The organism is Pseudomonas sp. BJP69, assembly GCF_007633355.1.
GTDB classification, from domain to species: Bacteria; Pseudomonadota; Gammaproteobacteria; order Pseudomonadales; family Pseudomonadaceae; genus Aquipseudomonas; species Aquipseudomonas juntendi.
The window spans coordinates 4636479-4660968 of the sequence record NZ_CP041933.1 but is presented as its reverse complement, the minus strand read 5'-3'; the positions used below and the strand labels follow the sequence as shown (position 1 = coordinate 4660968).

Sequence of the window (24490 nt, the reverse complement as noted above, 5' to 3'; positions counted from 1 at the left end):
TACGGCAATAATGTGATGTTGATTCGTGACTTCTGGTCAATTGTATTTTGCCCGGTGACTTCTGTATCCCGCCCCTGCGAACCTCTAACCTGCCGACATCAAATTTTGACTCGGCCGGGGAGGCCAGCATGAAAAAGATTCTTCTGCTCAATGGTGGTAAACAGTTCGCTCACTCTGATGGCCGCCTCAACACGACCTTGCACGAAGCGGCCATCGCCCACCTGGACCGCGCCGGTTTCGATGTACAGCAGACGTTCATCGACGGTGGCTACGACGTGCAGGCCGAGGTCGAGAAGTTTCTCTGGGCCGATGTGATCATCTACCAGATGCCGGGCTGGTGGATGGGCGCGCCGTGGACGGTGAAGAAGTACATCGATGAAGTGTTCACCGCAGGCCATGGCAGCCTCTACGCCAACGATGGCCGCACCCGCTCGGATCACACGCAGAAGTACGGCAGCGGTGGCCTGGTGCACGGCAAGCAATACATGCTGTCGCTGACCTGGAACGCGCCGCAGCAGGCCTTCGATGACCCGAGCGATTTCTTTGAAGGCAAAGGCGTGGATGCGGTGTACTTCCCGTTCCACAAGGCCAACCAGTTCCTTGGCATGACCGGCCTGCCGACTTTCCTGGCAACGGATGTGATGAAGCGCCCGGATGTGCCGGCGGCGCTGGCAGCTTATGAAGCCCATCTGGACAAGGTGTTCGGCAAGGCAGCGTGATGGGTTGCCTGTACTGGCCTCATCGCGGGCTGGCCTGCTCCCACGGTGAGGTAGGAGCAGCCGCAGTTGGCCTGTACATGCGATTATCTGATCCTTGCACAGACCCATCACAGGCCCGAATGTGAAAACCCGATCCGAAGAACTCCAGGTGTTCGTCGCCGTCATCGACTGCGGCTCGATCTCCGCCGCTGCCGAGCAGATGGGCCAGACCCCGTCCGCCGTCAGCCGCACGTTGTCGCGCCTGGAGGGCAAGCTGGGCACCACTCTGGTCAATCGCACCACCCGGCGTATGGACCTCACCGAGGAAGGGCGTTTTTTCCTCGACCGCGCGCGGTTGATCCTGCAGCAGATGGACGACATGGAAGAGCGCCTGTCGATGAACCGCCAGACCCCTACCGGGCGCCTGCGCATCAACGCTGCCGCCCCTTTCATGCTGCATGCCATTGTGCCGTGGATCGGCGAGTTCCGCCGCCAGTACCCGGGCATAGAGCTGGAGTTGAACACCGACGACCTGATCATCGACCTGCTGGAGCACAGCACCGACGTGGCGATTCGCATCGGCGAACTGGCCGACTCCAGCCTGCATGCACGCAACCTCGGCTGCAGCCCGGTGCAGGTGCTGGCAAGCCCCGCCTACCTGGCGCAGCATGGTACGCCCCAGCGTGTCGAGGACCTGGCCAACCACTGCCTGCTTGGCTTCAGCCAACCCGACTCACTCAACCAGTGGCCGCTACGCCATGCCCAGGGTGACCGCTTCGGCATCCGCCCCGCGTTGCTCGCTTCCAGCGGCGAGACCCTGCGCCAGCTGGCGCTGGCCGGGGAGGGCATCGTCAGCCTGTCGCATTTCATGACCCACGAAGACATTCGCAGCGGGCGCTTGCAGGTGCTGTTGGGTGAAGCCAACAACGGTTACCGGCAACCGATTCACGCGGTGTACTACCGCAACACGCAGCTGGCCCTGCGTATTCAGTGCTTTCTGGATTTCATCCAGCGCAAGCTGGCCATGTACGCCTGCTGATTTGCCTGAACGCGACAAAGCCTGCCCACGGGCGGCGAAACGCCCTGCGGGCGATTGCACAGTCCATGCGCATCGGCCTTACTGACTGCTCGACAAAAACAACACCAAGGAAGTGTCATGCGTATTGTCCCGTTTCAGTACCTGGCTCTCGCAACCGCGATCCTGAGCTGTTCCTCGGTTTACGCTGCGGATCTGGAAGGCGGTGCAGTGGCTGCCCCCGATCAATATGGTGCACAGGTCGCCGCCGATATCCTGAAAAAGGGCGGCAACGCAGTCGATGCCGCCGTGGCCACGGCCTTCACCCTGGCGGTGACCTACCCCGAGGCCGGCAATATCGGCGGCGGCGGTTTCATGACCCTGTTCGTCGACGGCAAGCCGTATTTCCTCGACTACCGCGAAGTGGCGCCCAAGGCCGCCACGCGCAACATGTATCTGGACGACAAGGGTGAGGTCATCGAGAACCTCAGCCTGGTCGGGGTGCGCGCCGCTGGCGTACCCGGCACGGTGATGGGCTTGTGGGAGGCGCATCGCAAGTTTGGCAAGCTGCCCTGGAGCGAGCTGCTGACCCCGGCCATCGGCTATGCGAAAAATGGCTTCAAGGTCGCGGAAAAGCAGTACCAGTACCGCAACGATGCACAGGGCATGTTCAAGACTGCGACCAACTTCAACGATTACTTCGGCAACATGAAGGTTGGCGAGCTGTTCAGGCAGCCCGAACTGGCCCACACCCTGGAGCGCATCGCCGACAAAGGCGTCAGCGAGTTCTACCAGGGCAAGACTGCCGATTTGCTGGTGGCGCAGATGCAGGCCGACAAGGGCCTGATCACCAAGCAAGACCTGCAGGATTACAAGGCCGTATGGCGTGAGCCGATGGCCGTCAGCTGGCGTGGCAACGTGGTGTATACCGCGCCACCACCCAGCTCCGGCGGTGTAGCCCTGGCTCAGTTGCTGGGCATCAAGGAAGACCGCGCGGCGGACTTCAAAGGGGTGGCGCACAACTCGGCGCAGTACATCCACCTGCTGGCCGAGATCGAGAAGCGCGTGTTCGCCGACCGCGCCGACTATCTCGGTGACCCGGCCTTTACCCAAGTGCCGGTGGATAAACTGGTGGCCAAGGACTACCTGGCCAAGCGCGCTGCGCAGGTCAACCCGAAAGCCATTTCCGACACTGACAAGGTCAAGCCCGGGCTGGAGCCGCACCAGACCACGCACTTTTCCATCGTCGACAAGCACGGCAACGCGGTCAGCAACACCTACACCCTCAACCTCGACTACGGCAGCGGCGTGGTGGTGAAAGGGGCGGGTTTCCTGCTGAACGACGAGATGGACGATTTCAGCGCCAAGCCGGGGGCGGCCAATGCCTTTGGCGTAGTCGGCGGTGATGCCAACGCGATCGAGCCGGGCAAGCGCATGCTGTCATCGATGAGCCCCAGCCTGATGACCCGTGACGGCAAGGTCGAGCTGGTGATCGGCACCCCGGGTGGTTCGCGGATCTTTACCTCGATCTTCCAGGTGATGAACAACCTGTATGACTACGGCATGCCATTGGACAAGGCGGTGGCGGCGCAGCGTGTGCACCATCAGTTGCTGCCCAAGGACACCATCTACTTCGACAGCTATGCACCGTTGACCGGGCCTGTGGCTGACGGCCTGAAGAAGATGGGGTATGTGCTGGAAGACCAGGGCTGGGAGATGGGGGATATCCAGGCGATCCGGGTGGAAGGGGCAAAGCTGGAGACGGCCTCTGATCCACGGGGGCGTGGGGTGGGCATGATCGTCAAATAAGCTGCCGCCTGTGTTGGCCAGATCGCCGGCAAGTCAGCTCCCACGGGGATCGCATCAGGGCTGACAGGTGTTTGCCACAAGGTATGCAGCGCCTGTTAGAGCGAGCGCCGCCCGCGCGGCGCATCGCGAGCTGCGCTCGCTCCTACGTTTGTTTCGGGCCAATTATTCCTGTGGGATTTGCGCGCGAACGCCTTGGCGCATGCCTCAAAATCGCGTCGTACGAACAAGGCGGCCGCGCGCATCTGGCACAGGGGTTACTGGCCCGAAACAAACGTAGGAGCGAGCGCAGCTCGCGATGCGCCGCGCGGGCGGCGCTCAATCTCACAGGCACTGAAGATGCAGCGGCTACCCTTGCCAGTAACCATAGAATCTCCCACAGGTACGGCGCTGTTTCTGATCCTGCACCGTTGCTGTGGCAGCCTGGCTTGCCGGCCCTGGGCCGCTCAGCGGCCCCCGGGCTTGCAGTCAGACGCGGAACTGGCTGACCAGCGTCTGCAACTGCCCACCCAGGCGCGCCAGTTCGACGCTGGACGCTGCCGTTTCATTGCTGGCCGCTGCCGTCTGCTCAGACACATCGCGCACATTGAGGATGCTGCGGCTGATCTCCTCGGCCACCGCACTCTGCTGCTCTGCGGCCGCGGCAATTTGCTGGTTCATCGACTGAATGCCCGACACCGTGCTGGTAATGCTCTCCAGCGAGGCCCCGGCCTTGCGCGCCAGTTCCACGCTGCTGTCGGTCAGGGTGCGGCTGCCTTGCATGGCGCTGGCCACTTGCTGCGTACCCTGCTGCAGGCCAGCAATCAGCTCTTCGATTTCTTCGGTGGACTTTTGCGTACGCTGCGCCAGGCCGCGTACTTCATCGGCCACCACGGCGAAGCCGCGCCCGGCTTCACCCGCCCGCGCCGCCTCGATCGCCGCGTTCAGCGCCAGCAGGTTGGTCTGTTCTGCCACCGACTTGATCACGTCCATCACACTGCCGATTTTCTGGCTTTCCTGTTGCAGCAGGCTCATGGCTTCAGTAGAGCGGTGCATGTCCTGGGCCAGGCGCTCGATCTGGCCGATCGCTTCACCGACCACACGGTCGCCGGCGCGGGCTTGCTCGTCGGCACCGGTGGCGGCGTGCGAAGCCTGTTCGGCATTGCGCGCCACTTCTTGCACGGTGGCGGCCATTTCGTGCATGGCGGTGGCCACCTGGTCGGTTTCGACCTTCTGGCTATTGGCCCCGGCACTGGTCTGTTCGGTCACTGCCGACAGTTCTTCGGCAGCGCTGGCGATCTGGGTCACGCCGTCGCGGATGCCGCTGATCAGCTCGCGCAAGGTGGTGCCCATGCGCGCGATGCCTTGCTGCAGCACGCCCAATTCGTCGCGGCGGGTGACACGCAGTTGCTGGGTCAGGTCGCCACTGGCGATCTTTTCCACCGCCAGCAGCGTTTCGCGCAACGGACGGGTGATCTGCCGGGTGATCAACACCGCGCCCAGCACGCCGACCAGCAACGCCAGCAGCGTGGCGATGGCCTGCAGGCTGCGGGCCTGGCTGCTTTCGACGTCGCGACGCTGCAGCTGGATCTGGTACAGCGCATCGCTGCGCTTGACGATATCGGCACCCTGTACGGTCATTTCCGCACGCGCGGTGGTGATGCTGGCGACCGCATCGCGGAACTGGCGTACGGCATCACGGTAGGCCCGTACCGCGCTTTCCAGTTGCAGCAGGCGTGTGCTTTCACCCGGCATCTGGCCTTTGAGGTTGTCGACATTGGCCAGTGCCGCATCCAGCTGGCGCAGGGCGGCCTGCTCGTTGCTGGCACTGTTGTCGGCAATGTAGCCGCGCACGTCGATGCGCACCTGCAGCAACTGCTGGCGCGCCTGGCTGATCAGTTGGTACTGGGCCAGGCGCACGCTGTCGGCTTCCGGGCGGGCCATGACTTCCTGGCTGAGCAGGTCCATGGCCTGGTCGGCGCCGGCGGCCGAGCTGTCCATGGTGCTACGCGCTGCGCGCGTGGCGTCGTAGCCTTGGCGCATCTTGTTCAGCGACAGCTTGTAGGCGCTGATGGTTTCCCCCAGCTCCCCCAGCAGCTTGACGTTCTCGGGGCTTTTGAAGGTACTGGCCAGGTAGGCCTGCTGCTTGCTGAAGGCGTTCAGCTTGGCCTGGGTGTTGGCGGCCGCGGCATCGTCGCCATTGGCGATCATGTACTGCAGGCGGGCCACGCGCAGGTCGGTCAGGTCTTTGTTCAACTGGCCGATGTCGCTCATCCAGTTGCTACGGTCGATCAGGCTGCCCAGGCTGGTCCAGCCAGTCAGGGCCAGCAGGCCGGTGAGGACAAGCACCAGGCCGAAGCCCAGGCCGAGTTTGAGGTTGACGCTGATGTTGGCAAACCAGCTGTTCATGCACGCACTCCAGAAATAGTTTTCGCTCTTTTGATGTTCGATCGCCAGGCGTTATTGTTCTGGATGCCCGCTGATTCATGCAGGGGTTATCGGCAATGCTGCGGGAAGCTGAAACGCTTTTTCAGCAAAAAAAAGCGTGCGGGTTTTTGTAGGCGCGGCCTTGCCGGTGCGCCGGACCGGTGGGAAAGGGCCGCGAAGCGGCCCCAGGGTTCCAGCGGTGACGCAGCAGCCTGTTGGCGAGGTGTCAGAGGCTACGGGCACTGAAGGTGTCGCAGCGGTCCACTTCACCTTCGGCAAACCCTGTCTTGAACCAGCGCACGCGCTGGGCCGAGGTGCCATGGGTAAACGAGTCCGGCACTACACGGCCGCGCCCTTGCTGTTGCAGGCGGTCATCGCCAATGGCGTTGGCAGCGTTCAGCGCCTCCTCTACATCGCCCGGCTCCAGCCAGTTCAGGCGCTTCTGTGCCTGGTAGGCCCAGACACCCGCCAGGCAGTCCGCCTGCAGTTCCTGGCGTACCAGCAACCCATTGTCGCCCTCCATACGCTGGCCACTGCGGCGGGCGGCGTCGACCTTGGCCGAAACCCCCAGCAAGGTCTGTACGTGGTGGCCAATTTCGTGGGCAATGACGTAGGCCTGGGCAAAGTCGCCGGCCGCGGCGAAACGGGTTTCCATTTCGCGGAAGAACGACATGTCCAGGTACACGCGCTGGTCGGCCGGGCAATAGAACGGCCCCACGGCCGCAGAGGCAGCGCCGCAGGCCGAATTGACCTGGCCACTGAACAGCACCAGCTTGGGGTCGCGGTACTGTTTGCCTGCTTCGGCGAACAATGCCTTCCAGGTGTCCTCGGTATCGCCCAGGATCGAGGCCACGAACTGGGCCTGTTCATCGTTGGCCGGTGGCGCCTTGGCGCCAGCACCGCTTGGCGCGGTCTGGGTCTGCTGCTGCTCCACCTGGCCGGCCAGCTGGCCGAGGATCTGCAGCGGGTCCTGCCCGGTCAACCAGCCGATGCCGACGATCAGCAGGATCGCCCCCAGGCCCAGGCCCTTGCCGCCGCCAAAGCGCATGCCGCCCCCACCGCCACCTTCGCCCCGGGCATCGACTACGTTGTCGCTGCGTCGGCCTTTTCGCCATTCCATGAGTGCTCTCCCGAGCGTGAAACAAGAAGTGAAAGATTAGTTCACGACAGCAGCGGGTGTCAGGTCCAGGTGGTCATGCATAACCAAATGGATATGTTTGACGTGCCTCATTTCAATATTCACCGCGCGCGACATGCCGGAAACTGTATGTAGGAGCGGGCTTGCCCGCGAAGGGTTCAATAAGCCCGCCTGTGCATCTCCATAATTCCAAGAGAGGAAACCGGCATGCCCGCCCAGGACAACAGCCGCTTCGTGATCCGTGATCGCAACTGGCACCCCAAAGCCCTCACCCCCGACTACAAGACCTCCGTTGCCCGCTCGCCGCGCCAGGCGCTGGTCAGCATTCCGCAATCGATCAGCGAAACCACCGGCCCGGATTTTTCCCACCTGGGCTTCGGTGCCCATGACCATGACCTGCTGCTGAATTTCAATAACGGTGGCCTGCCGATCGGTGAGCGCATCATCGTTGCCGGCCGCGTTGTGGACCAGTACGGCAAGCCTGTGCCCAATACCCTGGTGGAAATGTGGCAAGCCAACGCCGGTGGCCGCTACCGCCACAAGAACGACCGCTACCTGGCACCGCTGGACCCCAACTTCGGCGGTGTCGGCCGCTGCCTGACCGACCATGACGGCTACTACAGCTTCCGCACCATCAAGCCGGGCCCGTACCCGTGGCGCAACGGCCCGAACGACTGGCGCCCGGCGCACATCCACTTCGCCATCAGCGGCCCGTCGATCGCCACCAAGCTGATCACCCAGCTGTATTTCGAAGGCGACCCGCTGATCCCGATGTGCCCGATCGTCAAGTCGATCGCCAACCCGCAAGCTGTGCAGCAGTTGATTGCCAAGCTCGACATGAGCAACGCCAACCCGATGGACTGCCTGGCCTACCGCTTCGACATCGTACTGCGCGGCCAGCGCAAGACCCACTTCGAAAACTGCTGAGGACCCCGCCATGCCAATCGAACTGCTGCCGGAAACCCCTTCGCAGACCGCCGGCCCCTACGTGCACATCGGCCTGGCCCTGGAAGCGGCCGGCAACCCTACCCGTGACCAGGAAATCTGGAACCGCCTGGCCAAGCCCGACGCCCCGGGTGAGCACATTCAGCTGATCGGCCATGTCTACGACGGCAACGGCCACCTGGTGCGCGACTCGTTCCTGGAAGTGTGGCAAGCCGATGCCAACGGCGAGTACCAGGATGCCTACAACCTGGAAAACGCTTTCAACAGCTTCGGCCGCACCGCCACCACCTTCGACGCCGGTGAGTGGACGCTGTACACGGTCAAGCCCGGTGTGGTGAACAATGCCGCTGGCGTACCGATGGCGCCGCACATCAACATCAGCCTGTTTGCCCGTGGCATCAACATCCACCTGCACACGCGCCTGTATTTCGATGATGAAGCGCCGCTCAATGCCAAGTGCCCGGTGCTCAACCTGATCGAGCAGCCGCAGCGCCGCGAGACGCTGATTGCCAAGCGCTGTGAAGTGGACGGGAAAACGGCGTATCGCTTTGATATCCGTATTCAGGGGGAAGGCGAGACGGTGTTCTTCGACTTTTGATGTAGACGTCGGGGCCGCCAAGCGGCCCCGATGCCTCAGCCTGCAACGGGTTTGAGGTCGAACGCACCGGCCTGATGTTGAAACAGCAGGCAATCGGCAGCCGCTGTGCAGCCACTTTCATGTATCAACCCGGCCGGCAGATTGTAATAGACGCCTGCGGGATACTCGATGCGCTTGCCGTCGATCACCGCATAGAAAGTCCCCTTCAGCACGACCGTCGGCAGTGCCTGGCTGTGCTGGTGCAGGCCGTTGTCGGTGCCTTTGCTGAATTTCACATAGGCCGAGTAGGGCCCCTTGCCGAAGATATCGCCTTCAACGTTGGCGAAGCTGACAGCGCCATTGGTATTGGGCACGGCCTGCCAGTTCAAGGCCGTGTGGTCGGTGACTGAAACGAGTGGTTGTGCCGCGTTGGCGCCGACTGCCAAGGTGCCGAGTGCCAACGCTGCGATGAATGCCTGCACTGCTTTCATGCTGGAGTACCTTTGTTGAGTGAGATCAACAAAAGGCTAACTCACCGTTCAGGGCACAAATACGGGCGGAACCAGCCATGACTTGTGTCAATCACGCACAAATCAATATTCCCACCTCGCTTGTGAATAGTACGCCTGCACATAATCCAGCAATGCTCGCACCTTTGGCGGCAGGTAGCGGCTCTGTGGATAAACCGCGTAAAGCGTGCGCGCTGGCAGTTTCCAGCCTTCCAGCACCGGTACCAGCCGCCCGTTCAGCAGGGCATCGTGGACGATGAAGCGGTCGAAGCTGGCGATGCCGAGGGCGCCTATGGCGGCAGCGCGCAGGGCCATCGGCGAATTCGCACTCAGGCGTCGGGGCATGAGTATGTCGCGCTGTTCGCCTTGGGTGTTGGTCAGTTGCAGGCGCTGTGGGTGTGGTAGCTGGCTATAGCCGAGCAGGGGGTGGCCAGTGAGTTCGTCGGGCGTAGCCGGTGTGCCGTGTCGCTGCAGATAACCCGGGGCTGCTACCAGCAACACCTCGCTGCCCGTCAGCCGGCGCGCCACCAGGCTGGAGTTCGGTAACTGGTCGGTGACCCGCAAGCAGACATCAATTTCCGCTTCGAGAAGGTCGACGAAGCGGTCGCTGCAGTGCAGCTCGATCTGCAACAGGGGATGGCGCTCGACGAAATCCGGTAGCCAGCGACCCAGCTCGAGTTCACCAAAGGCTGTGGCCACGCCCAGGCGCAAGGTGCCAGTGGGCTGTTGCTGATGCTCCGACAATTCCAGGCTCATCGCCTGCATCTGTTCGAGAATCTGCACGCAATGGCGATAGAACAATGCGCCGGCTTCGGTGAGGTGCAAGCGGCGCGTGGTTCGGGTGAGCAATTGCGCGCCGAGGTGGCGTTCAAGCTGCTTTACCTGGCGTGACAGGACGGTATGCGAGACCCCCGCCTGACTGGCAGCGGCGCTGAAACTGCCGAGATCGACCACCCGGCGGAAAGACTGCATGGCACTGAACTGGTCCATCGGCATCACTCTCCTGGCAAGCTGCGCTGGGGCCAGCCAGGCCCCAGTGCAGCGCGGATCAGCGCCGGACCAGCAGCACGCCGCTTTCCATATGGTGCGTGTACGGGAATTGATCGAACAGCGCGCAGCGTTCGATACGGTGGGTATCTTGCAGCTGAGCGATGTTCTGCGCCAGCGTTTCCGGGTTGCACGAGATGTACAGGATCCGCTCGAAACGCCGGGTCAACTCGCAGGTATCCGGGTCCATACCCGCACGCGGCGGGTCGACGAACACCGTACCGAAGTCATAGGCTTTCAGGTCAATGCCTTCCAGCCGGCGGAACGGCCGCACCTCGTTCAGCGCCTGGGTCAGCTCTTCAGCCGACAAGCGCACCAGCCGCACGTTATTCACAGCGTTTTCGTCGAGGTTGCTCAACGCGGCATTGACCGACGTCTTGCTGATCTCGGTGGCCAGCACCTGGCGCACGCGGGTGGCCAGTGGCAGGGTGAAATTGCCGTTGCCGCAATACAGCTCCAGCAGGTCGTCCTCACGCTCGCCCATTGCCTCGAACGCCCAGCTCAGCATCTTCTGGTTCACGGCACCGTTAGGCTGGGTGAACGCGCCTTCTGGCTGGCGGTAGCTGAACACACGGCCAGCCACGTCGAGTTTTTCCACCGCGTAGTCGCGGCCGATCACCAGGCGCTTGCCTTTGGAGCGGCCAATCACGCTCACGCCCAGCGCCTCGGACAGCTGCCGTGCAGCCACTTCCCAGGCCTCATCCAGCGGGCGGTGGTAGCACAGGGTAATCATGGCGTCGCCAGCCAGGGTGGTAAGGAACTCCACTTGGAACAGGCGGTTGCCCAGTGCTTCGCTGGCCTGCCAGGCTGCCTTCAGGCGCGGCATCAGTTCATTGATGCGCAGGCTGGCAATCGGGAAGTCGTCGATCAGGATCGCCTTGTGCTTCTCGCCCGGGGCGAACATGGCGTAGTGGCGCTGGCCATCCTCGCGCCACAGGCGAAACTCGGCGCGCAGGCGGTAGTGCTCGCGTGGCGAGTCGAAAACAGCCGGCTCTGGTGCGCCGAAGGGTGCCAGCAGCTCGCGCAGCCGGGCGACCTTGGCGTCCAGCTGGGTGGCGTAGGAGGAGGGGTCGAAAGCAGCACTCATGCGTTGAACCAGCCCAGCTTGATGACGAACAGGATGGAAAGGATCACCAGCGCCGGGTTCAGGTCGCGGTAGCGGCCGGAAATCAGCTTGACTGCAGTCCAGGCGATGAAGCCGAAGGCAATACCGTTGGCAATCGAGTAGGTCAGCGGCATGGCCAGGGCAGTCACCACCACCGGTGCGGCTTCGGTAACGTCGTCCCAGTTTATCTCCGCCAGGCCCGAGGCCATCAGCACCGCAACGAACAGCAGCGCCGGGGCCGTGGCGAAGGCCGGCACGCTGCCGGCCAACGGTGCGAAGAACAGGGCCAGCAGGAACAGTACGGCGACCACGATGGCCGTCAGGCCGGTACGGCCACCGGCGCTGACGCCGGCAGCGGATTCGATGTAGCTGGTGGTGGTCGAGGTGCCCAGCAGCGAACCGGCCATGGCCGCGGTGCTGTCAGCGATCAGCGCACGGCCCATTTTCGGCATGTGGCCGTCCTTGCCCATCAGCCCGGCGCGCTTGGCCACGCCGATCAGGGTGCCGGAGTTGTCGAACAGATCGACGAACAGGAAGGCGAAGATCACGCTTACCAGGCCCACATCCAGCGCGCCGGCGATATCCAGCTGCAGGAAGGTCGGGGCCAGCGATGGCGGCATGGAGACGATGCCGCCGAACGGCGTCACGCCCATCACGATCGCCGCGACGGTCACCGCCAGGATGCCGATCAGCACGGCGCCGCGCACTTTCAGTGCTTCCAGGCCGACAATCAGGAAGAAGCCCAGCGTGGCGAGAATCGGGGCCGGTTGCTTGAGGTCACCCAAGCCCACCAGGGTTGCCGGGTTATCGACGACGATGCCGGCATTATGCAGGGCGATCAGCGCCAGGAACAGGCCGATACCGGCAGCAATCGCTGAGCGCAGCGGCAGTGGGATGCTGTTCACGATCCATTCACGGATACGGAAGATCGACAGCAGGAAGAACATCACTGCCGACAGGAACACTGCACCCAGTGCCACCTGCCAGGTGTGGCCCATGTGCAGCACCACGGTATAGGTGAAGAACGCGTTCAGGCCCATGCCCGGGGCCAGGGCGATCGGGTAGTTGGCGATCAGGCCCATGGTGGTGGAGCCGATGGCGGCTGCCAGGCAGGTGGCGACAAAAATCGCCCCCTTGTCCATGCCGGTCTCGCCGAGGATGCTCGGGTTGACGAACAGGATGTAGGCCATGGCCAGGAAGGTGGTGACGCCCGCAAGAATCTCGGTGCGCACGTTGGTGTTGTGTGCTTTTAGTTGAAACAGCCTTTCCAGCATTCCCGCTCCCAAGGCGCCCGGCGCCACGAATATATCGACCCCAACAGCAAAGCACAGACCGTACCGCTTGCCGTGGTTTTGTGTGGGGCGGAAAAAAGCCGCGCATCATACCAGCATGCTCGGCGGTGGCCTATGGCCGTTGGGGAATGGGTTCGCTGTAGCCTGTATTGGCCCTGTGGCCGGCAACCCATCAACCGCTGTGCAACCGATCCCGCTTGGCCAGTGTAGGGAACAGTTTTATCCACACCCCGGTCACCAGCAACGTGCCCACCCCACCCATCACCACTGCCGGCACTGTGCCAAACCAGTGCGCCGTCACCCCCGACTCGAACTCGCCGAGCTGATTTGAGGCACCAATGAACAGCCCGTTCACCGCGCTCACCCGCCCGCGCATCTCATCGGGGGTTTCCAGTTGCACGAACGAACTGCGGATGACCATGCTGATCATGTCTGCCGCGCCCAGTACCACCAGCACCGCCAGCGAAAACCAGAACGAGGTGGACAGGCCGAAGGCAATGGTGGCCACGCCAAAAATACCCACTGCGGTGAACATGGTCCTCCCGACATTGCGCTCGAACGGAAAACGCGCGAGCCACAGCGACATCAGCAACGCCCCCACCGCTGGCGCCGAGCGCAACAGGCCCAGGCCCAGCGGGCCAGTGAGCAGTATGTCCTTGGCGAACACCGGCAGCAGCGCCGTGGCACCGCCCAGCAGCACAGCGAACAGGTCCAGCGAAATGGCCCCAAGAATGTCCGGGCGGCTACGAATGAAGCGGATCCCTGCCAGCAGCGACTCGACGCTGGCACGCCCACGCTGGGTAACCTGGCCGCGTGCCTGCAGGCTCAGGGTCAGGATGCAGGCGATGGCGTACAGGGCCACCGTCGGGCCATACACCCAGATGCTGCCAAAGGCGTACAGAAAACCGCCCACCGCTGGGGCGACGATGGTCGCCGACTGGGTGGCCGAGGCCGAAGCGGCCACCGCCCGTGGGAACAGCCCTGGCGGTACCACGTTGGGTAGCAGCGCCTGGGTGGCTGGCATTTCGAACGAGCGCGTGGCGCCCAGCAGGAAGGCCAGGGCAAAAATCAGTTCCCGGGTAACGTTGTCGGTGGCGCTGCCCACGGCCAGCGCCAGGGCAATCAGCCCCTGCAGGCTCTGGCACAGCGCTGCGACCTTGCGCCTGTCATAGCGGTCGGCGACATGCCCGGTGTGCAGCATGAACAGCACCCGAGGGGCGAATTCGACCAGGCCTACCAGGCCCAGGTCCAGAACATTGCCGGTCAATTGGTAGAGGTGCCAGCCAATGGCCACGGTGAGCATCTGGAAGCCACTGGCGGTGAATACACGGGCCAGCCAGAAGGCCAGAAACGGGCGGTGCTGGCGCAACAACTGCGGTGCGGAATCGGACATCGGAACCCTGGGGCCTCGGCGCAGTGGAGGGGGGCGCAGCGTATCATCTGTTTGTAACAAACAGTTACTGTTTGCCCGGGTCAGCACTTTTTCGCGCGTCATGAAAGCCGGTGGGGCAACCGGTCACGCGGCAATCCACCGCACGGCCCAACCGTGCATTCAGGACTATGCTTCCTAGCAGTCGTTGATCTGGATCAATCGTTCCAGAACTAACGAATGGGCCCAGTGGGCCGGAATCCCTGCGATCGAACAGAACAATTCCAACGCGCCGTACTCGACCCAGTGGGGGCAGTGGGCGACGGTGCCACGAGCCCGTACGCCGGATTATCTGAAGAGGAAGCACCATGTTCGGAATAGAAGCCTTAGAGCTCGCCCGAATGCAGTTCGCCTTTACCGTGTCGTTCCACATCCTGTTCCCAGCCATTACCATTGGCCTGGCCAGCTACCTGGCGGTGCTCGAAGGCCTGTGGTTGCGCACCCACAACCAGGTCTACCGCGACCTCTACCATTTCTGGTCGAAGATCTTCGCGGTGAACTTCGGCATGGGGGTGGTCTCGGGGTTGGTCATGGCTTACCAGTTCGGTACCAACTGGAGCCGCTTCTCCGACTTCGCCGGCGCGGTTACCGGCCCACTGCTCACCTACGAGGTGCTCACCGCCTTCTTCCTCGAAGCCGGTTTCCTCGGGGTCATGCTGTTCGGCTGGAATCGTGTGGGCAGAGGGCTGCACTTCTTCTCCACGCTGATGGTGGCACTGGGTACGCTGGTGTCCACGTTCTGGATACTGGCCTCCAACAGTTGGATGCAAACCCCGCAAGGCCACGAGATCATCGATGGCCGGGTAGTGCCGGTAGACTGGCTGGCCGTGGTGTTCAACCCCTCGTTCCCGTACCGCCTGATGCACATGGCCACGGCCGCGTTCGTGTCCACCGCGTTCTTCGTCGGCGCCTCGGCGGCCTGGCACCTGCTGCGCGGGCGGGACAACCCGGCGGTGCGCAAGATGCTGTCGATGGCCATGTGGATGGCACTGATCGTCGCCCCGATCCAGGCGGTGATCGGCGACTTCCACGGCCTCAACACGCTCAAGCACCAACCGGTGAAGATCGCTGCGATCGAAGGCCACTGGGAGAACGTGCCCGGTGAGCCGACGCCGCTGATCCTTTTCGGCATTCCTGACATGCAGGCCGAAACCACCCGCTTCAAGCTTGAGATCCCGGCGCTTGGCAGCCTGATCCTGACCCACAGCCTGGACAAGCAGGTGCCGGCGATGAAGGACTTCCCGCCAGAAGACCGGCCCAACTCGACCATCGTGTTCTGGTCGTTCCGCATCATGGTCGGCCTGGGCCTGCTGATGATCTTCGTTGGCCTGTGGAGCCTCTGGCTACGCAAGCGGGGCACGCTGTACACCTCGCGGCCGTTCCTGCACATGGCAGTGTGGATGGGGCCCTCCGGCCTGGTGGCGCTGCTGGCCGGCTGGTTCACCACTGAAATTGGCCGCCAGCCCTGGGTGGTGTATGGCCTGCTGCGCACCGCAGACGGGGTGTCCAACCACAGCTATGCGCAGCTTGGCTTTACCCTGGTGGCGTTCGTGGTGGTGTATTTCGCCCTGTTCGGCACCGGCCTTGGCTACATGCTGCGCCTGGTGCGCAAGGGCCCGCAGACCGGTGAGGGTGACGAAATCAACCCAGGTGGCCCCGGCACCAAACGCACCCCGGCGCGGCCGCTGTCCGCCGCCGATGATGGCCACGAGGCCAACACCGCCAGCCTGAACAAGGGGAACTGAGCCATGGGTATCGACCTTCCGCTGATCTGGGCGGTGATCATCATCTTCGGCGTGATGATGTACGTAGTGATGGATGGTTTCGACCTGGGCATCGGCATGCTTTTCCCGTTCGTGAAGGGCGAGCATGACCGTGATGTGATGATGAACACCGTCGCCCCGGTGTGGGACGGCAACGAAACCTGGCTGGTGCTCGGGGGGGCGGGGCTGTTCGGGGCCTTCCCGATGGCCTACTCGGTGGTGCTCGAAGCGTTGTACTTGCCGTTGATCCTGATGCTGATCGGCTTGATCTTCCGGGGGGTGGCCTTTGAATTCCGCTTCAAGGCCACCGCCCGCAAGCGGCACATCTGGGACAAGGCATTCATCTGGGGTTCGCTGATCGCCACCTTCTTCCAGGGGGTGGCGCTGGGCGCGTTCCTGGAAGGGTTCAAGGTGGTCGACCGGCATTTTGCCGGGGGCACCCTCGACTGGTTGACCCCGTTCAGCCTGTTCTGCGGGGTGGGGCTGATCGTGGCCTACACGCTGCTGGGTTGCACCTGGTTGATCATGAAAACCGAAGGGCCGCTGCAGCAGAAAATGCACGAAATCGCCCGGCCTTTGGCGCTGGTGCTGCTGGTGGTGATCGGTATCGTCAGCCTGTGGACGCCGATTGCCTACCCGCAGATCGCCGACCGCTGGTTCAGCATGCCTAACCTGCTGTGGTTCATGCCGGTGCCGTTGCTGGTGCTGGTAACGTTCTATGGCTTGCTCAAGGCCGTGGCCCGCAACGCGCACTACACGCCGTTCCTGCTCACGCTGGTGCTGATATTCCTTGGCTACAGCGGCTTGGGCATCAGCCTGTGGCCGAACATCATCCCGCCGTCGATCTCGATCTGGGATGCCGCAGCGCCAGCACAAAGCCAGGGCTTCATGCTGGTTGGCACCCTGTTCATCCTGCCGTTCATCCTCGGGTATACCTTCTGGAGCTACTACGTGTTCCGCGGCAAGGTGACCCATGACGACGGCTACCACTAGGAGGCCCGCATGATGACTGGCAAGCATGGCCTGGAAGAAAAGAAACCGTTGTGGCAGCGGCTGGGTTGGCTGGTGCTGATCTGGGCGTTGAGCGTGGCCGCACTGGGTGTGGCGGCCTGGGTGATGCGCTTGTTCATGGGGGCTGCTGGCCTGACCACCCATTGAGGTAAGCCTGCTTTGGCCCTATCGCCGGCAAGCCAGCTCCCACAGGGATTGCATCAGGGCTGACAGGTGTCTGCCACAAGGTATGCAGCGCCTGTTAGAGCGAGCGCCGCCCGCGCGGCGCATCGCGAGCTGCGCTCGCTCCTACGTTTGTTTCGGGCCAATTATTCCTGTGGGATTTGCGCGCGAACGCCTTGGCGCATGCCTCAAAATCGCGTCGTACGAACAAGGCGGCCGCGCGCATCTGGCACAGGGGTTACTGGCCCGAAACAAACGTAGGAGCGAGCGCAGCTCGCGATGCGCCGCGCGGGCGGCGCTCGATCTCACAGGCGCTGAAGATGCTGCGGCTACCCTTGCCAGAAACCATAGAATCTCCCACAGGGTCGCATCTGCCTCGCGCCTCGTGCAGTACCTGTGGGAGCCGGCTTGCCGGCGATAGGGCCGGTACAGGCTTACTTGCGCGCTTTGAGGATTACAAACTTGGGCGTAGCCGCTACCTGCTCCACCCCACGGAACAACCGCGCCAGCTTGCTGTGATAGCCCAGGTGGCGGTTGCCCACGATGTACAGGGCCCCGCCCACCACCAACGCTTCGCGTGCCTGCTGGAACATGCGCCAGGCAAGAAAATCGCCAACCACCTGTTGCTGGTGGAACGGCGGGTTGCAGAGCACCACATCCAGCGACTGTTTTTCGACCCCGGCCAAGCCGTCGGCTGCTTCGAAGGTGGCCGGCCGCTCACCCAAGGCGGCGCGCCAGTTCTCCCGTGCCGATTGCACCGCCATGTACGACTCGTCGACCAAGGTGTACTCGGCATCCGGGTTGGCCAGGGCACTGGCAATGGCCAGCACCCCGTTGCCACAGCCCAGGTCTGCTACCCGCGCGCGGCCGAGGTCGCGTGGCAGGTGCGGCAGGAACGCCCGGGTGCCGATATCCAGGCCTTCACGGCAGAACACGTTGGCATGGTTGAGCAATTCCAGCGCCGGGGTGTCCAGGCGGTAACGGCTAGGGTAGGGCGAGCGGGCCAGGGGGCGCTCTGCCAGCGTCGCGGTGAGCAGGCGGGCCTTCTTTTGCGCCAGCGAAGCCTGCACCGGGCCGATGTATTTCTCCAACAGGTCACCGGCCGCGCGTGGCAAGTGCTTGACCATTGCTCCGGCAATCACCTGCGCAGCGGGGGCCAGCTGCCCCTGCAGGCGAATCAGTTGCTCTTCGAGCAGGGCCAGGGTTTTAGGCACGCGCAGCAGCACCCGGTCGAACGGGCCCTGCCAGTGCTCGCTGGCTGGCACGAACGGCACGCTGTCGAACGGCAGGCCATTGCGCGCCAGGTTTTTTTCCAGGGCCATGTGCGCCAGGTGGGAGTCGCCGCTGCTGGTCACCTGCACCTTGCCAGCCAGGCTGGCGGCCACGGCCCCGAAGCTGTCGTTGAGCACCAGCACCCGGCAGTTGGCGTCAGGTGCCTGCGCGTGCAACTGCGCGAGCAGGTATTCGTCGGCGGCATCGAAAGCCTGCAAAGGGTCGTTGGCCTGTTCGGGCTGGCGGATCAGGTCGAGTTCGGCGTAAGGGGTTGTCAACAGGGGCATGGCGTCTGGCTCGGGTATGAAACTGCCCGTTGCGGTTCGCCCCGGGCTTTGCCAGGCGATTCTACAGGGCTTTGCCCCGGGTCGCAGGCCTGAAGGTCAGATCCAGCCGCGCAACGCGGCAATGGCGATGGCGCCAGCCTTGTTGGCGGCATTGGTCTTGGTGATCACGCTGCGGATATGGAAATTCACCGTGCTTTGCGACAACGACAGAATGCAGGCAACGTCGGCAGCGGTCTTGCCAGCGGCGGACCATTTCAGCACTTCCAGTTCACGCGCGCTCATCTTCGGTTGTGGCGGGCACAAAGCGTTCAGGTGGTGTTCGCCGAGCACGGCATGCAGCGTGTGGCACAGCCACTGCACACTGCCGGCCTTCTCGTAGAGCTCGTTGATGTCGATGCTGCCCGCCGGGCGGGCCACGCTGATCTGGCTCTCGTTGTGTTGCAGGTCGTGCAGCGACTGCGTCCAACCGTGACGCAGGCCATGTTGGCAGGCTGCTTCGCGAAAGTGCGGGGCCTCATGATAGAGCTCGTCGGTCCACAGCACCGGCAGGGTCGACTGGTGGCTGAGGTGGGCGGCGCAGTCCTGCTTGTAGAAGTCGTCGCGCTGATAGCGACTGATCCATTCATCGGGATAGTTGCTGTACAGGTAGAGCCTGGGCGTCTGGGTCGCGATCTGAATGCGCAGGTTCAGCCCCAGGTACTGCATGGCCAGGTCCTGCGCCAGATGCACTGCGATGTTGAACAGCTTCTTTGGGCTGCGCTCGCTGACGAACGCATCAAGATGTTCAGGTTTCCAGTGAAGCATCTGAAACACTCCTTGAGGCGCGGGATCCAATCCGTTTGAGAATCAGGACTAGTGTAGGAAAAGACCTACCGTTGTGTTGGGATTTTTTGCTATAGCCAACCGCATTCTCTGCGACTTTCATACCGGCACCCGGCGTGAGGCCCTACAAAGCGGTGGTTTTTATCCCGAGCACTTTAGGCGACACTGTGCACACGCCAACCCTGGAGCCCGATATGACCGCTAGCGCCGAAAAGTTCACCCGCCAGACCCTGCTCGATGTTCAGCCGCTGACGCCGAACCTCTTCAGCCTGCGGGTTACGCGCGATGCCGGGTTCCGATTCCGTTCCGGCCAGTTCGCCCGGCTGGGCGTGACCAAGGCCGATGGCAGCGTGGTATGGCGCGCCTATTCCATGGTCAGTGCGCCCCATGACGAGCACCTGGATTTCTTCTCCATCGTGGTGCCGGGCGGCGAGTTCACCAGTGAGCTGAGCCGCCTGGGGGCAGGTAATACCTTGCTGATAGACCGCCAGGCGTTTGGCTTCCTCACCCTCGACCGGTTCGTCGGCGGCCGCGACCTGTGGCTGCTGGCTACCGGTACCGGCATTGCGCCGTTCATGTCGATCCTGCAGGACTTCGAGGCCTGGGAGCGGTTCGACAGCATCAAACTGGTGTATTCGGTGCGCGAGGCCAGAGAGCTGGCTTATGTGGATGAAATTGCCGGGCTGGAACAGCGCGATTATCTGGCCGAGTTTGCTGGCAAGTTGCAGTTCATTCCGGTGGTGACCCGCGAGCAGCACCCTGGCGCGCTGAACCAGCGCATTACCACGCTGATCGAGAACGGTGAGTTGGAGAGGGCGGCGGGGCTGGAACTGTCCCCCGAGCATTCGCGGGTGATGCTGTGCGGCAACCCGGAGATGATCGACGAGACACGCAAGGTGCTCAAGGCACGCGACCTGCAGTTGAGCCTGAGCAAGCGGCCCGGCCAGGTGGCGGTCGAGAATTACTGGTAAGGCGCTGGGCCTGGGCACCGGCGCTGCCGGTGCCGGCGAGCAGGAGCGGGCTGCAAGGCAGCCCGGCAACCTCAAGGCAGGCGGTTCTGGTTCTGCGTCTTGAGCAAATCGCGAATCTCGGTCAGCAGGGTTTCCTGGGGGGTAGGCACTGGCGGGGCAGTCGGTGCCACGGCCTCTTCACGCTTGAGCCGGTTGATGGCCTTCACGCCCATGAAAATGGCGAAGGCCACGATCAGGAAGTCGATCACGGTCTGGATGAACTTGCCATAGGCCAGCACCACCGCCGGTACGTCACCTTGAGCGGCTTTCAGGGTAATGGCCAGATCGCTGAAATCCACACCACCAATCAACAGGCCCAGCGGAGGCATGATCACGTCGCCGACGAAGGACGAGACGATCTTGCCGAAGGCTGCGCCGATGATGATACCAACCGCCATGTCGACGACGTTGCCTTTGACCGCGAAGGCCTTGAACTCATTGAGCATGCCCATGTTTAGATCCTTGTAACAAAAGGTGAGGTAAACGCAGTGTAAGCCACTTGAACGCTTCATGCGTTGTGTTCAGGGCAACTGACTGCGGTTAGAACGAATAGTTTTGTCGCATCCCGAAGCGCTCGAGGCACGTGCAGCTCGGCTATCATGGCGATTTTTCCAGGAGACCCCAACCCATGGCCAAGGCCAAGCGCATGTATGGCTGCACCGAGTGCGGCGCGACCTTCCCCAAATGGGCCGGCCAGTGTGGTGAATGCGGGGCCTGGAACACCCTGGTCGAAACCATGATCGAAAGCGGCGGTGCCGCTGCGCCCAGCAGTGGCCGCGCCGGTTGGACCGGGCAGCAGGCACAGATCAAGACCCTGGCCGAAGTCAGCGTCGAGGAGATCCCCCGTTTCACCACCAGCAGCACCGAGCTCGACCGTGTGTTGGGTGGCGGCCTGGTGGACGGCTCGGTGGTACTGATTGGTGGCGACCCCGGCATCGGCAAGTCGACCATCCTGTTGCAGACCCTGTGCAACATCGCCGTGGGCATGCCGGCACTGTATGTCACTGGCGAGGAATCGCAGCAACAGGTGGCCATGCGCTCGCGCCGCCTGGGCCTGCCCCAGGACAAGCTCAAGGTCATGACCGAAACCTGCATCGAGACGATCATTGCCACGGCACGTGTCGAAAAACCGCGGGTAATGGTGATCGACTCCATCCAGACCATCTTCACCGAGCAGTTGCAGTCAGCCCCTGGTGGCGTTGCCCAGGTGCGTGAAAGCACGGCGTTGCTGGTGCGTTATGCCAAGCAGAGCGGCACGGCCATCTTCCTGGTCGGCCACGTCACCAAGGAGGGCTCGCTGGCCGGCCCGCGGGTGCTGGAGCACATGGTCGATACCGTGTTGTATTTCGAGGGCGAGTCCGACGGCCGCCTGCGCTTGCTGCGGGCGGTGAAGAACCGCTTCGGCGCCGTCAACGAGCTGGGCGTGTTCGGCATGACCGACCGCGGCTTGAAAGAGGTATCCAACCCGTCGGCGATCTTCCTCAACCGTACCCAGGAGGAAGTGCCGGGCAGCGTGGTGATGGCCACCTGGGAAGGCACCCGGCCCATGCTGGTCGAGGTGCAGGCGCTGGTGGACGACAGCCACCTGGCCAACCCGCGCCGGGTCACCCTGGGCCTGGACCAGAACCGCCTGGCCATGCTGCTGGCGGTACTGCACCGCCACGGCGGTATACCCACCCACGACCAGGACGTGTTCCTCAATGTGGTGGGCGGGGTCAAGGTGCTGGAAACCGCTTCGGACCTGGCGCTGCTGGCGGCGGTGATGTCCAGCCTGCGCAATCGGCCACTGGCCCATGGCCTGCTGGTGTTCGGCGAGATCGGCTTGTCGGGCGAGGTACGCCCGGTGCCAAGCGGGCAGGAGCGCTTGAAGGAAGCGGCCAAGCACGGCTTCAAGCGGGCGATCGTGCCCAAGGGCAATGCGCCGAAGGAGCCGCCAGCGGGGCTGCAGGTCATTGCCGTGACCCGGCTGGAGCAGGCCCTGGATGCATTGTTCGAGTAATTCGGAGCCTGTACTGGCCCTATCGCTGGCAAGCCAGCTCCCACAAGGATCGCCTTAGGGCTGACAGGTGTTTGCCACAAGGTATGGCAGCGCCTGTTAGAGCGAGCGCCGCCCGCGCGGCGCAATCGCGAGCTGCGCTCGCTCCTACGTTTGTTTCGGGCCAATTATTCCTGTGGGATTCGCGCGCGAACGCCTTGGTGCATGCCTCAATATCGCGCCGTACAAACAAGGCGGCCGCGCGCGCCTGTCACAGGCGTTACTGGCCCGAAACAAACGTAGGAGCGAGCGCAGCTCGCGATGCGCCGCGCGGGCGGCGCTCAATCTCACAGGCGCTGCATACCTTGTGGCAAACACCCGTGAGCCCTGATGCGAGCCCTGTGTGGCTTGCCGGCGACAGGGTCAGCCCAGGCAAACGAAAAAGGGGGCCGATGATGCGCATCGGCCCCCCACCTCACCGCTCAGGCAACCCTCAATGCTCGGCCACCGCCGCAGGGCGTCTGACCGTTTCATTGCCATGCTCATCCAGCTCCAGCATCGGCACCTCGTTACCCTCGGCATCGAACAACTTGCCATCCTTGAAGTAGTCGCCATCGCGCAGTGCGGAAATGTCCGAATACTGGATGGTGCGCTCGTAGGCCGCAGCGAACACCGACTGGTTTTCCGAGTTGCCGGTGGTGAAGTGGTTGAAGATCAGGTTCAGCAGGATGGCCATGATCGCCGCCGAGCTGATGCCCGAGTGGAAGATGGTCTCGAACCAGTTCGGGAAGTGGTGGTAGAAGGTCGGCGCGGCGATCGGGATCATGCCGAAGCCCAGCGATGCCGCGACGATGATCAGGTTCACGTTGTTCTTGTAGCTGACCTTGGACAAAGTGCGAATACCACTGGCCGCCACGGTGCCGAACAGCACGATGCCTGCACCGCCCAGTACCGGGGTAGGGACGGCGGCAATGACCCGGCCCATGATCGGCAGCAGGCCGAGAACCACCAGGATCAGGCCACCGGTAGCCACCACATAACGGCTCTTGACGCCGGTAACGGCCACCAGGCCGACGTTCTGGGCGAATGCGCTTTGCGTGAACGAGCCGAAGATCGGCGCCAGAATGCTCGACGCCATGTCGGCACGCAGGCCGTTGCCCAGGCGCTTGGAGTCGACCTTGGTATCGATGATCTCGCCCACGGCAAGGATGTCGGCCGAGGTTTCCACCAGGGTCACCATGATAACGATGCACATCGACAGGATGGCCGCGATGTGAAACTCGGGCATGCCGAAATGGAACGGCGTGGGGAAGGCGAACATCGGGCCTTCGGTGACCTTGCTGAAGTCGGCCATGCCCAGCGCCCAGGCGATCAATGTGCCGACCACCATGGCCAGCAGGATCGACAGCCGCGAGATGCTCGCGCTACCCAGTTTGCTCAGCAGCAGCACAATGGCAAAGGTCAGCGCCGCCAGGCCGATATTGGCCACGCTGCCGAACTCGGGCGAAGCGCTGTTGCCGCCCATTACCCAGCGCGCGGCGACCGGCATCAGGGTCAGGCCGATGGTGGTGATGACGATACCGGTCACCAAGGGCGGGAAGAACTTGGTAATGCGTGAGAACACCGGGGTGATCAGAAAGCCGATCAGTGATGCCGCCATGACCGCACCGAGCACCCCCGGCAAGCCACCGCCACCTTCGCTGCTGAGAATGGCGCCCATGGTCGCCACGCCAGCGAACGACACGCCCTGCACCAGCGGTAGCTGGCAGCCGAAAAACGGCAGACCCAACGTCTGCAGCAGGGTGGCCAGGCCACCGGCAAACAGCGAGGCGGCGATCAGCATGCCGATTTCGCCACCGTTCAGGCCAGCGGCCTGCCCCAGGATCAGGGGCACCGCGACGATCCCCCCGTACATGGTCAACACGTGTTGCAGACCATAGGCCAGGTTGGCGCCCAGCCCGAGGTTTTCGTCCTCGGGGCGTTGAGCGGGAGACGTGCTAGGGGACGTAGTCATGGAGCAGGCTCTCTGTTTATTGTTGTGGCGCTACTGTAGACACTTCCCGTGATTGATTGCCACAAGAATTGTATACAATATTTTGATCGGAGCGCGCACAAGTGCGGCATCAGGGTGTGTCAAAACCCAATGCATGAGCCGTACCAACTTGTCTAAAGCTGTACTAGAGAGGTGTGTACAAAGTCCTGCTACCCAGCCCTAAAGCTG

21 protein-coding genes are annotated in these 24490 nt (G+C 63.0%); 10 read left to right on the top strand and 11 right to left on the bottom strand.

What is annotated here, in order from left to right:
• The first annotated feature begins 128 nt into the window (after positions 1 to 128).
• The 3 genes from FPB55_RS21835 (at position 129) to ggt (ending at position 3522) form a co-directional block, all read left to right on the top strand.
• Positions 129 to 719 carry an NAD(P)H-dependent oxidoreductase gene (locus FPB55_RS21835; protein WP_009683866.1) on the top strand — a complete coding sequence of 197 codons (591 nt, stop codon included), beginning with the start codon at positions 129 to 131 and terminating at the stop codon, positions 717 to 719.
• Between the two features lie 121 nt (positions 720 to 840).
• Entirely contained in the window at positions 841 to 1737 is an 897-nt protein-coding gene (locus tag FPB55_RS21830) for a LysR family transcriptional regulator (RefSeq protein WP_029887177.1), read from the top strand.
• Positions 1738 to 1854: 117 nt separating this feature from the next.
• Positions 1855 to 3522: a gamma-glutamyltransferase gene (gene ggt, locus FPB55_RS21825; protein ID WP_047150009.1), complete on the top strand. Its 1668-nt coding sequence runs from the start codon at positions 1855 to 1857 to the stop codon at positions 3520 to 3522.
• 465 nt (positions 3523 to 3987) lie between these two features.
• Here the strand turns inward: ggt and FPB55_RS21820 are convergent, their stop codons facing one another.
• Together FPB55_RS21820 and FPB55_RS21815 are read right to left on the bottom strand one after the other, a co-directional pair.
• Positions 3988 to 5907 carry a methyl-accepting chemotaxis protein gene (locus tag FPB55_RS21820; RefSeq protein WP_115294747.1) on the bottom strand — a complete coding sequence of 640 codons (1920 nt, stop codon included), beginning with the start codon at positions 5905 to 5907 and terminating at the stop codon, positions 3988 to 3990.
• 244 nt (positions 5908 to 6151) lie between these two features.
• Positions 6152 to 7045, bottom strand: coding sequence for a neutral zinc metallopeptidase (locus tag FPB55_RS21815; protein WP_009682254.1), 894 nt, complete (start codon positions 7043 to 7045; stop codon positions 6152 to 6154).
• Positions 7046 to 7270: 225 nt separating this feature from the next.
• On the opposite strand from FPB55_RS21815, the gene pcaH reads away from it, so the two are divergent.
• Complete coding sequence (pcaH, locus tag FPB55_RS21810; RefSeq protein ID WP_144189253.1) at positions 7271 to 7990, top strand: protocatechuate 3,4-dioxygenase subunit beta; 720 nt, start codon at positions 7271 to 7273, stop codon at positions 7988 to 7990.
• A gap of 10 nt (positions 7991 to 8000) precedes the next feature.
• Positions 8001 to 8606 carry a protocatechuate 3,4-dioxygenase subunit alpha gene (pcaG, locus tag FPB55_RS21805; RefSeq protein WP_009682256.1) on the top strand — a complete coding sequence of 202 codons (606 nt, stop codon included), beginning with the start codon at positions 8001 to 8003 and terminating at the stop codon, positions 8604 to 8606.
• Positions 8607 to 8641: 35 nt separating this feature from the next.
• Here pcaG and FPB55_RS21800 read toward each other — a convergent pair whose 3' ends face one another.
• The 5 genes from FPB55_RS21800 to FPB55_RS21780 form a co-directional block, all read right to left on the bottom strand.
• Positions 8642 to 9076 carry a cupin gene (locus tag FPB55_RS21800; RefSeq protein ID WP_144189251.1) on the bottom strand — a complete coding sequence of 145 codons (435 nt, stop codon included), beginning with the start codon at positions 9074 to 9076 and terminating at the stop codon, positions 8642 to 8644.
• A gap of 102 nt (positions 9077 to 9178) precedes the next feature.
• A complete protein-coding gene (locus FPB55_RS21795; RefSeq protein WP_115294745.1) occupies positions 9179 to 10084 on the bottom strand; it encodes a LysR family transcriptional regulator in 906 nt (301 codons plus the stop codon).
• 58 nt (positions 10085 to 10142) lie between these two features.
• Entirely contained in the window at positions 10143 to 11228 is a 1086-nt protein-coding gene (trmA, locus tag FPB55_RS21790) for a tRNA (uridine(54)-C5)-methyltransferase TrmA (RefSeq protein WP_029887194.1), read from the bottom strand.
• The gene (locus FPB55_RS21785; protein ID WP_009682260.1) at positions 11225 to 12520 is read right to left on the bottom strand and encodes an NCS2 family permease; all 1296 of its coding nucleotides are present in this window, start codon (positions 12518 to 12520) and stop codon (positions 11225 to 11227) included. The genes trmA and FPB55_RS21785 overlap by 4 nt, the downstream gene beginning before the upstream one ends.
• Positions 12521 to 12710: 190 nt before the next feature.
• Positions 12711 to 13931, bottom strand: a complete 1221-nt coding sequence (locus tag FPB55_RS21780; RefSeq protein ID WP_009682261.1) for an MFS transporter — start codon at positions 13929 to 13931, stop codon at positions 12711 to 12713.
• Between the two features lie 344 nt (positions 13932 to 14275).
• Here FPB55_RS21780 and FPB55_RS21775 point away from each other — a divergent pair, with 344 nt between their 5' ends.
• Genes FPB55_RS21775 through FPB55_RS21765 form a run of 3 tightly spaced genes read left to right on the top strand, consistent with a single transcriptional unit; the run spans position 14276 to position 16888 of the window.
• Positions 14276 to 15712, top strand: coding sequence for a cytochrome ubiquinol oxidase subunit I (locus FPB55_RS21775; RefSeq protein ID WP_009682262.1), 1437 nt, complete (start codon positions 14276 to 14278; stop codon positions 15710 to 15712).
• Between the two features lie 3 nt (positions 15713 to 15715).
• Complete coding sequence (gene cydB / locus FPB55_RS21770; protein ID WP_009682263.1) at positions 15716 to 16723, top strand: cytochrome d ubiquinol oxidase subunit II; 1008 nt, start codon at positions 15716 to 15718, stop codon at positions 16721 to 16723.
• Positions 16724 to 16732: 9 nt separating this feature from the next.
• Positions 16733 to 16888 (top strand): DUF2474 domain-containing protein, encoded by a 156-nt coding sequence (locus FPB55_RS21765; RefSeq protein WP_009682264.1) that lies wholly within the window; start codon positions 16733 to 16735, stop codon positions 16886 to 16888.
• A gap of 449 nt (positions 16889 to 17337) precedes the next feature.
• Here the strand turns inward: FPB55_RS21765 and FPB55_RS21760 are convergent, their stop codons facing one another.
• Positions 17338 to 18462, bottom strand: a complete 1125-nt coding sequence (locus FPB55_RS21760; RefSeq protein WP_115294744.1) for a methyltransferase — start codon at positions 18460 to 18462, stop codon at positions 17338 to 17340.
• A gap of 96 nt (positions 18463 to 18558) precedes the next feature.
• Positions 18559 to 19266 carry an autoinducer binding domain-containing protein gene (locus FPB55_RS21755; protein WP_009681279.1) on the bottom strand — a complete coding sequence of 236 codons (708 nt, stop codon included), beginning with the start codon at positions 19264 to 19266 and terminating at the stop codon, positions 18559 to 18561.
• 212 nt (positions 19267 to 19478) lie between these two features.
• On the opposite strand from FPB55_RS21755, the gene FPB55_RS21750 reads away from it, so the two are divergent.
• A complete protein-coding gene (locus tag FPB55_RS21750; protein WP_115294743.1) occupies positions 19479 to 20255 on the top strand; it encodes a ferredoxin--NADP reductase in 777 nt (258 codons plus the stop codon).
• 71 nt (positions 20256 to 20326) lie between these two features.
• Here FPB55_RS21750 and mscL read toward each other — a convergent pair whose 3' ends face one another.
• Positions 20327 to 20746, bottom strand: a complete 420-nt coding sequence (gene mscL / locus FPB55_RS21745) for a large-conductance mechanosensitive channel protein MscL (RefSeq protein WP_029888025.1) — start codon at positions 20744 to 20746, stop codon at positions 20327 to 20329.
• Between the two features lie 176 nt (positions 20747 to 20922).
• Here mscL and radA point away from each other — a divergent pair, with 176 nt between their 5' ends.
• Positions 20923 to 22293: a DNA repair protein RadA gene (gene radA, locus FPB55_RS21740; RefSeq protein ID WP_009681282.1), complete on the top strand. Its 1371-nt coding sequence runs from the start codon at positions 20923 to 20925 to the stop codon at positions 22291 to 22293.
• A 469-nt stretch (positions 22294 to 22762) separates the two neighbouring features.
• On the opposite strand, the gene FPB55_RS21735 is transcribed toward radA, so the two are convergent.
• Complete coding sequence (locus FPB55_RS21735; RefSeq protein WP_054906235.1) at positions 22763 to 24283, bottom strand: nucleobase:cation symporter-2 family protein; 1521 nt, start codon at positions 24281 to 24283, stop codon at positions 22763 to 22765.
• Positions 24284 to 24490: the final 207 nt, after the last annotated feature.

Excerpts from the sequence above, each read along its gene's own strand:
- FPB55_RS21835 (WP_009683866.1), top strand. The coding sequence starts at position 129 with ATGAAAAAGATTCTTCTGCTCAATGGTGGTAAACAGTTCGCTCACTCT.
- ggt (WP_047150009.1), top strand. The coding sequence starts at position 1,855 with ATGCGTATTGTCCCGTTTCAGTACCTGGCTCTCGCAACCGCGATCCTG.
- FPB55_RS21820 (WP_115294747.1), bottom strand. The coding sequence starts at position 5,907 with ATGAACAGCTGGTTTGCCAACATCAGCGTCAACCTCAAACTCGGCCTG.
- FPB55_RS21815 (WP_009682254.1), bottom strand. The coding sequence starts at position 7,045 with ATGGAATGGCGAAAAGGCCGACGCAGCGACAACGTAGTCGATGCCCGG.
- pcaH (WP_144189253.1), top strand. The coding sequence starts at position 7,271 with ATGCCCGCCCAGGACAACAGCCGCTTCGTGATCCGTGATCGCAACTGG.
- pcaG (WP_009682256.1), top strand. The coding sequence starts at position 8,001 with ATGCCAATCGAACTGCTGCCGGAAACCCCTTCGCAGACCGCCGGCCCC.
- FPB55_RS21800 (WP_144189251.1), bottom strand. The coding sequence starts at position 9,076 with ATGAAAGCAGTGCAGGCATTCATCGCAGCGTTGGCACTCGGCACCTTG.
- FPB55_RS21795 (WP_115294745.1), bottom strand. The coding sequence starts at position 10,084 with ATGGACCAGTTCAGTGCCATGCAGTCTTTCCGCCGGGTGGTCGATCTC.
- trmA (WP_029887194.1), bottom strand. The coding sequence starts at position 11,228 with ATGAGTGCTGCTTTCGACCCCTCCTCCTACGCCACCCAGCTGGACGCC.
- FPB55_RS21785 (WP_009682260.1), bottom strand. The coding sequence starts at position 12,520 with ATGCTGGAAAGGCTGTTTCAACTAAAAGCACACAACACCAACGTGCGC.
- FPB55_RS21780 (WP_009682261.1), bottom strand. The coding sequence starts at position 13,931 with ATGTCCGATTCCGCACCGCAGTTGTTGCGCCAGCACCGCCCGTTTCTG.
- FPB55_RS21775 (WP_009682262.1), top strand. The coding sequence starts at position 14,276 with ATGTTCGGAATAGAAGCCTTAGAGCTCGCCCGAATGCAGTTCGCCTTT.
- cydB (WP_009682263.1), top strand. The coding sequence starts at position 15,716 with ATGGGTATCGACCTTCCGCTGATCTGGGCGGTGATCATCATCTTCGGC.
- FPB55_RS21765 (WP_009682264.1), top strand. The coding sequence starts at position 16,733 with ATGATGACTGGCAAGCATGGCCTGGAAGAAAAGAAACCGTTGTGGCAG.
- FPB55_RS21760 (WP_115294744.1), bottom strand. The coding sequence starts at position 18,462 with ATGCCCCTGTTGACAACCCCTTACGCCGAACTCGACCTGATCCGCCAG.
- FPB55_RS21755 (WP_009681279.1), bottom strand. The coding sequence starts at position 19,266 with ATGCTTCACTGGAAACCTGAACATCTTGATGCGTTCGTCAGCGAGCGC.
- FPB55_RS21750 (WP_115294743.1), top strand. The coding sequence starts at position 19,479 with ATGACCGCTAGCGCCGAAAAGTTCACCCGCCAGACCCTGCTCGATGTT.
- mscL (WP_029888025.1), bottom strand. The coding sequence starts at position 20,746 with ATGGGCATGCTCAATGAGTTCAAGGCCTTCGCGGTCAAAGGCAACGTC.
- radA (WP_009681282.1), top strand. The coding sequence starts at position 20,923 with ATGGCCAAGGCCAAGCGCATGTATGGCTGCACCGAGTGCGGCGCGACC.
- FPB55_RS21735 (WP_054906235.1), bottom strand. The coding sequence starts at position 24,283 with ATGACTACGTCCCCTAGCACGTCTCCCGCTCAACGCCCCGAGGACGAA.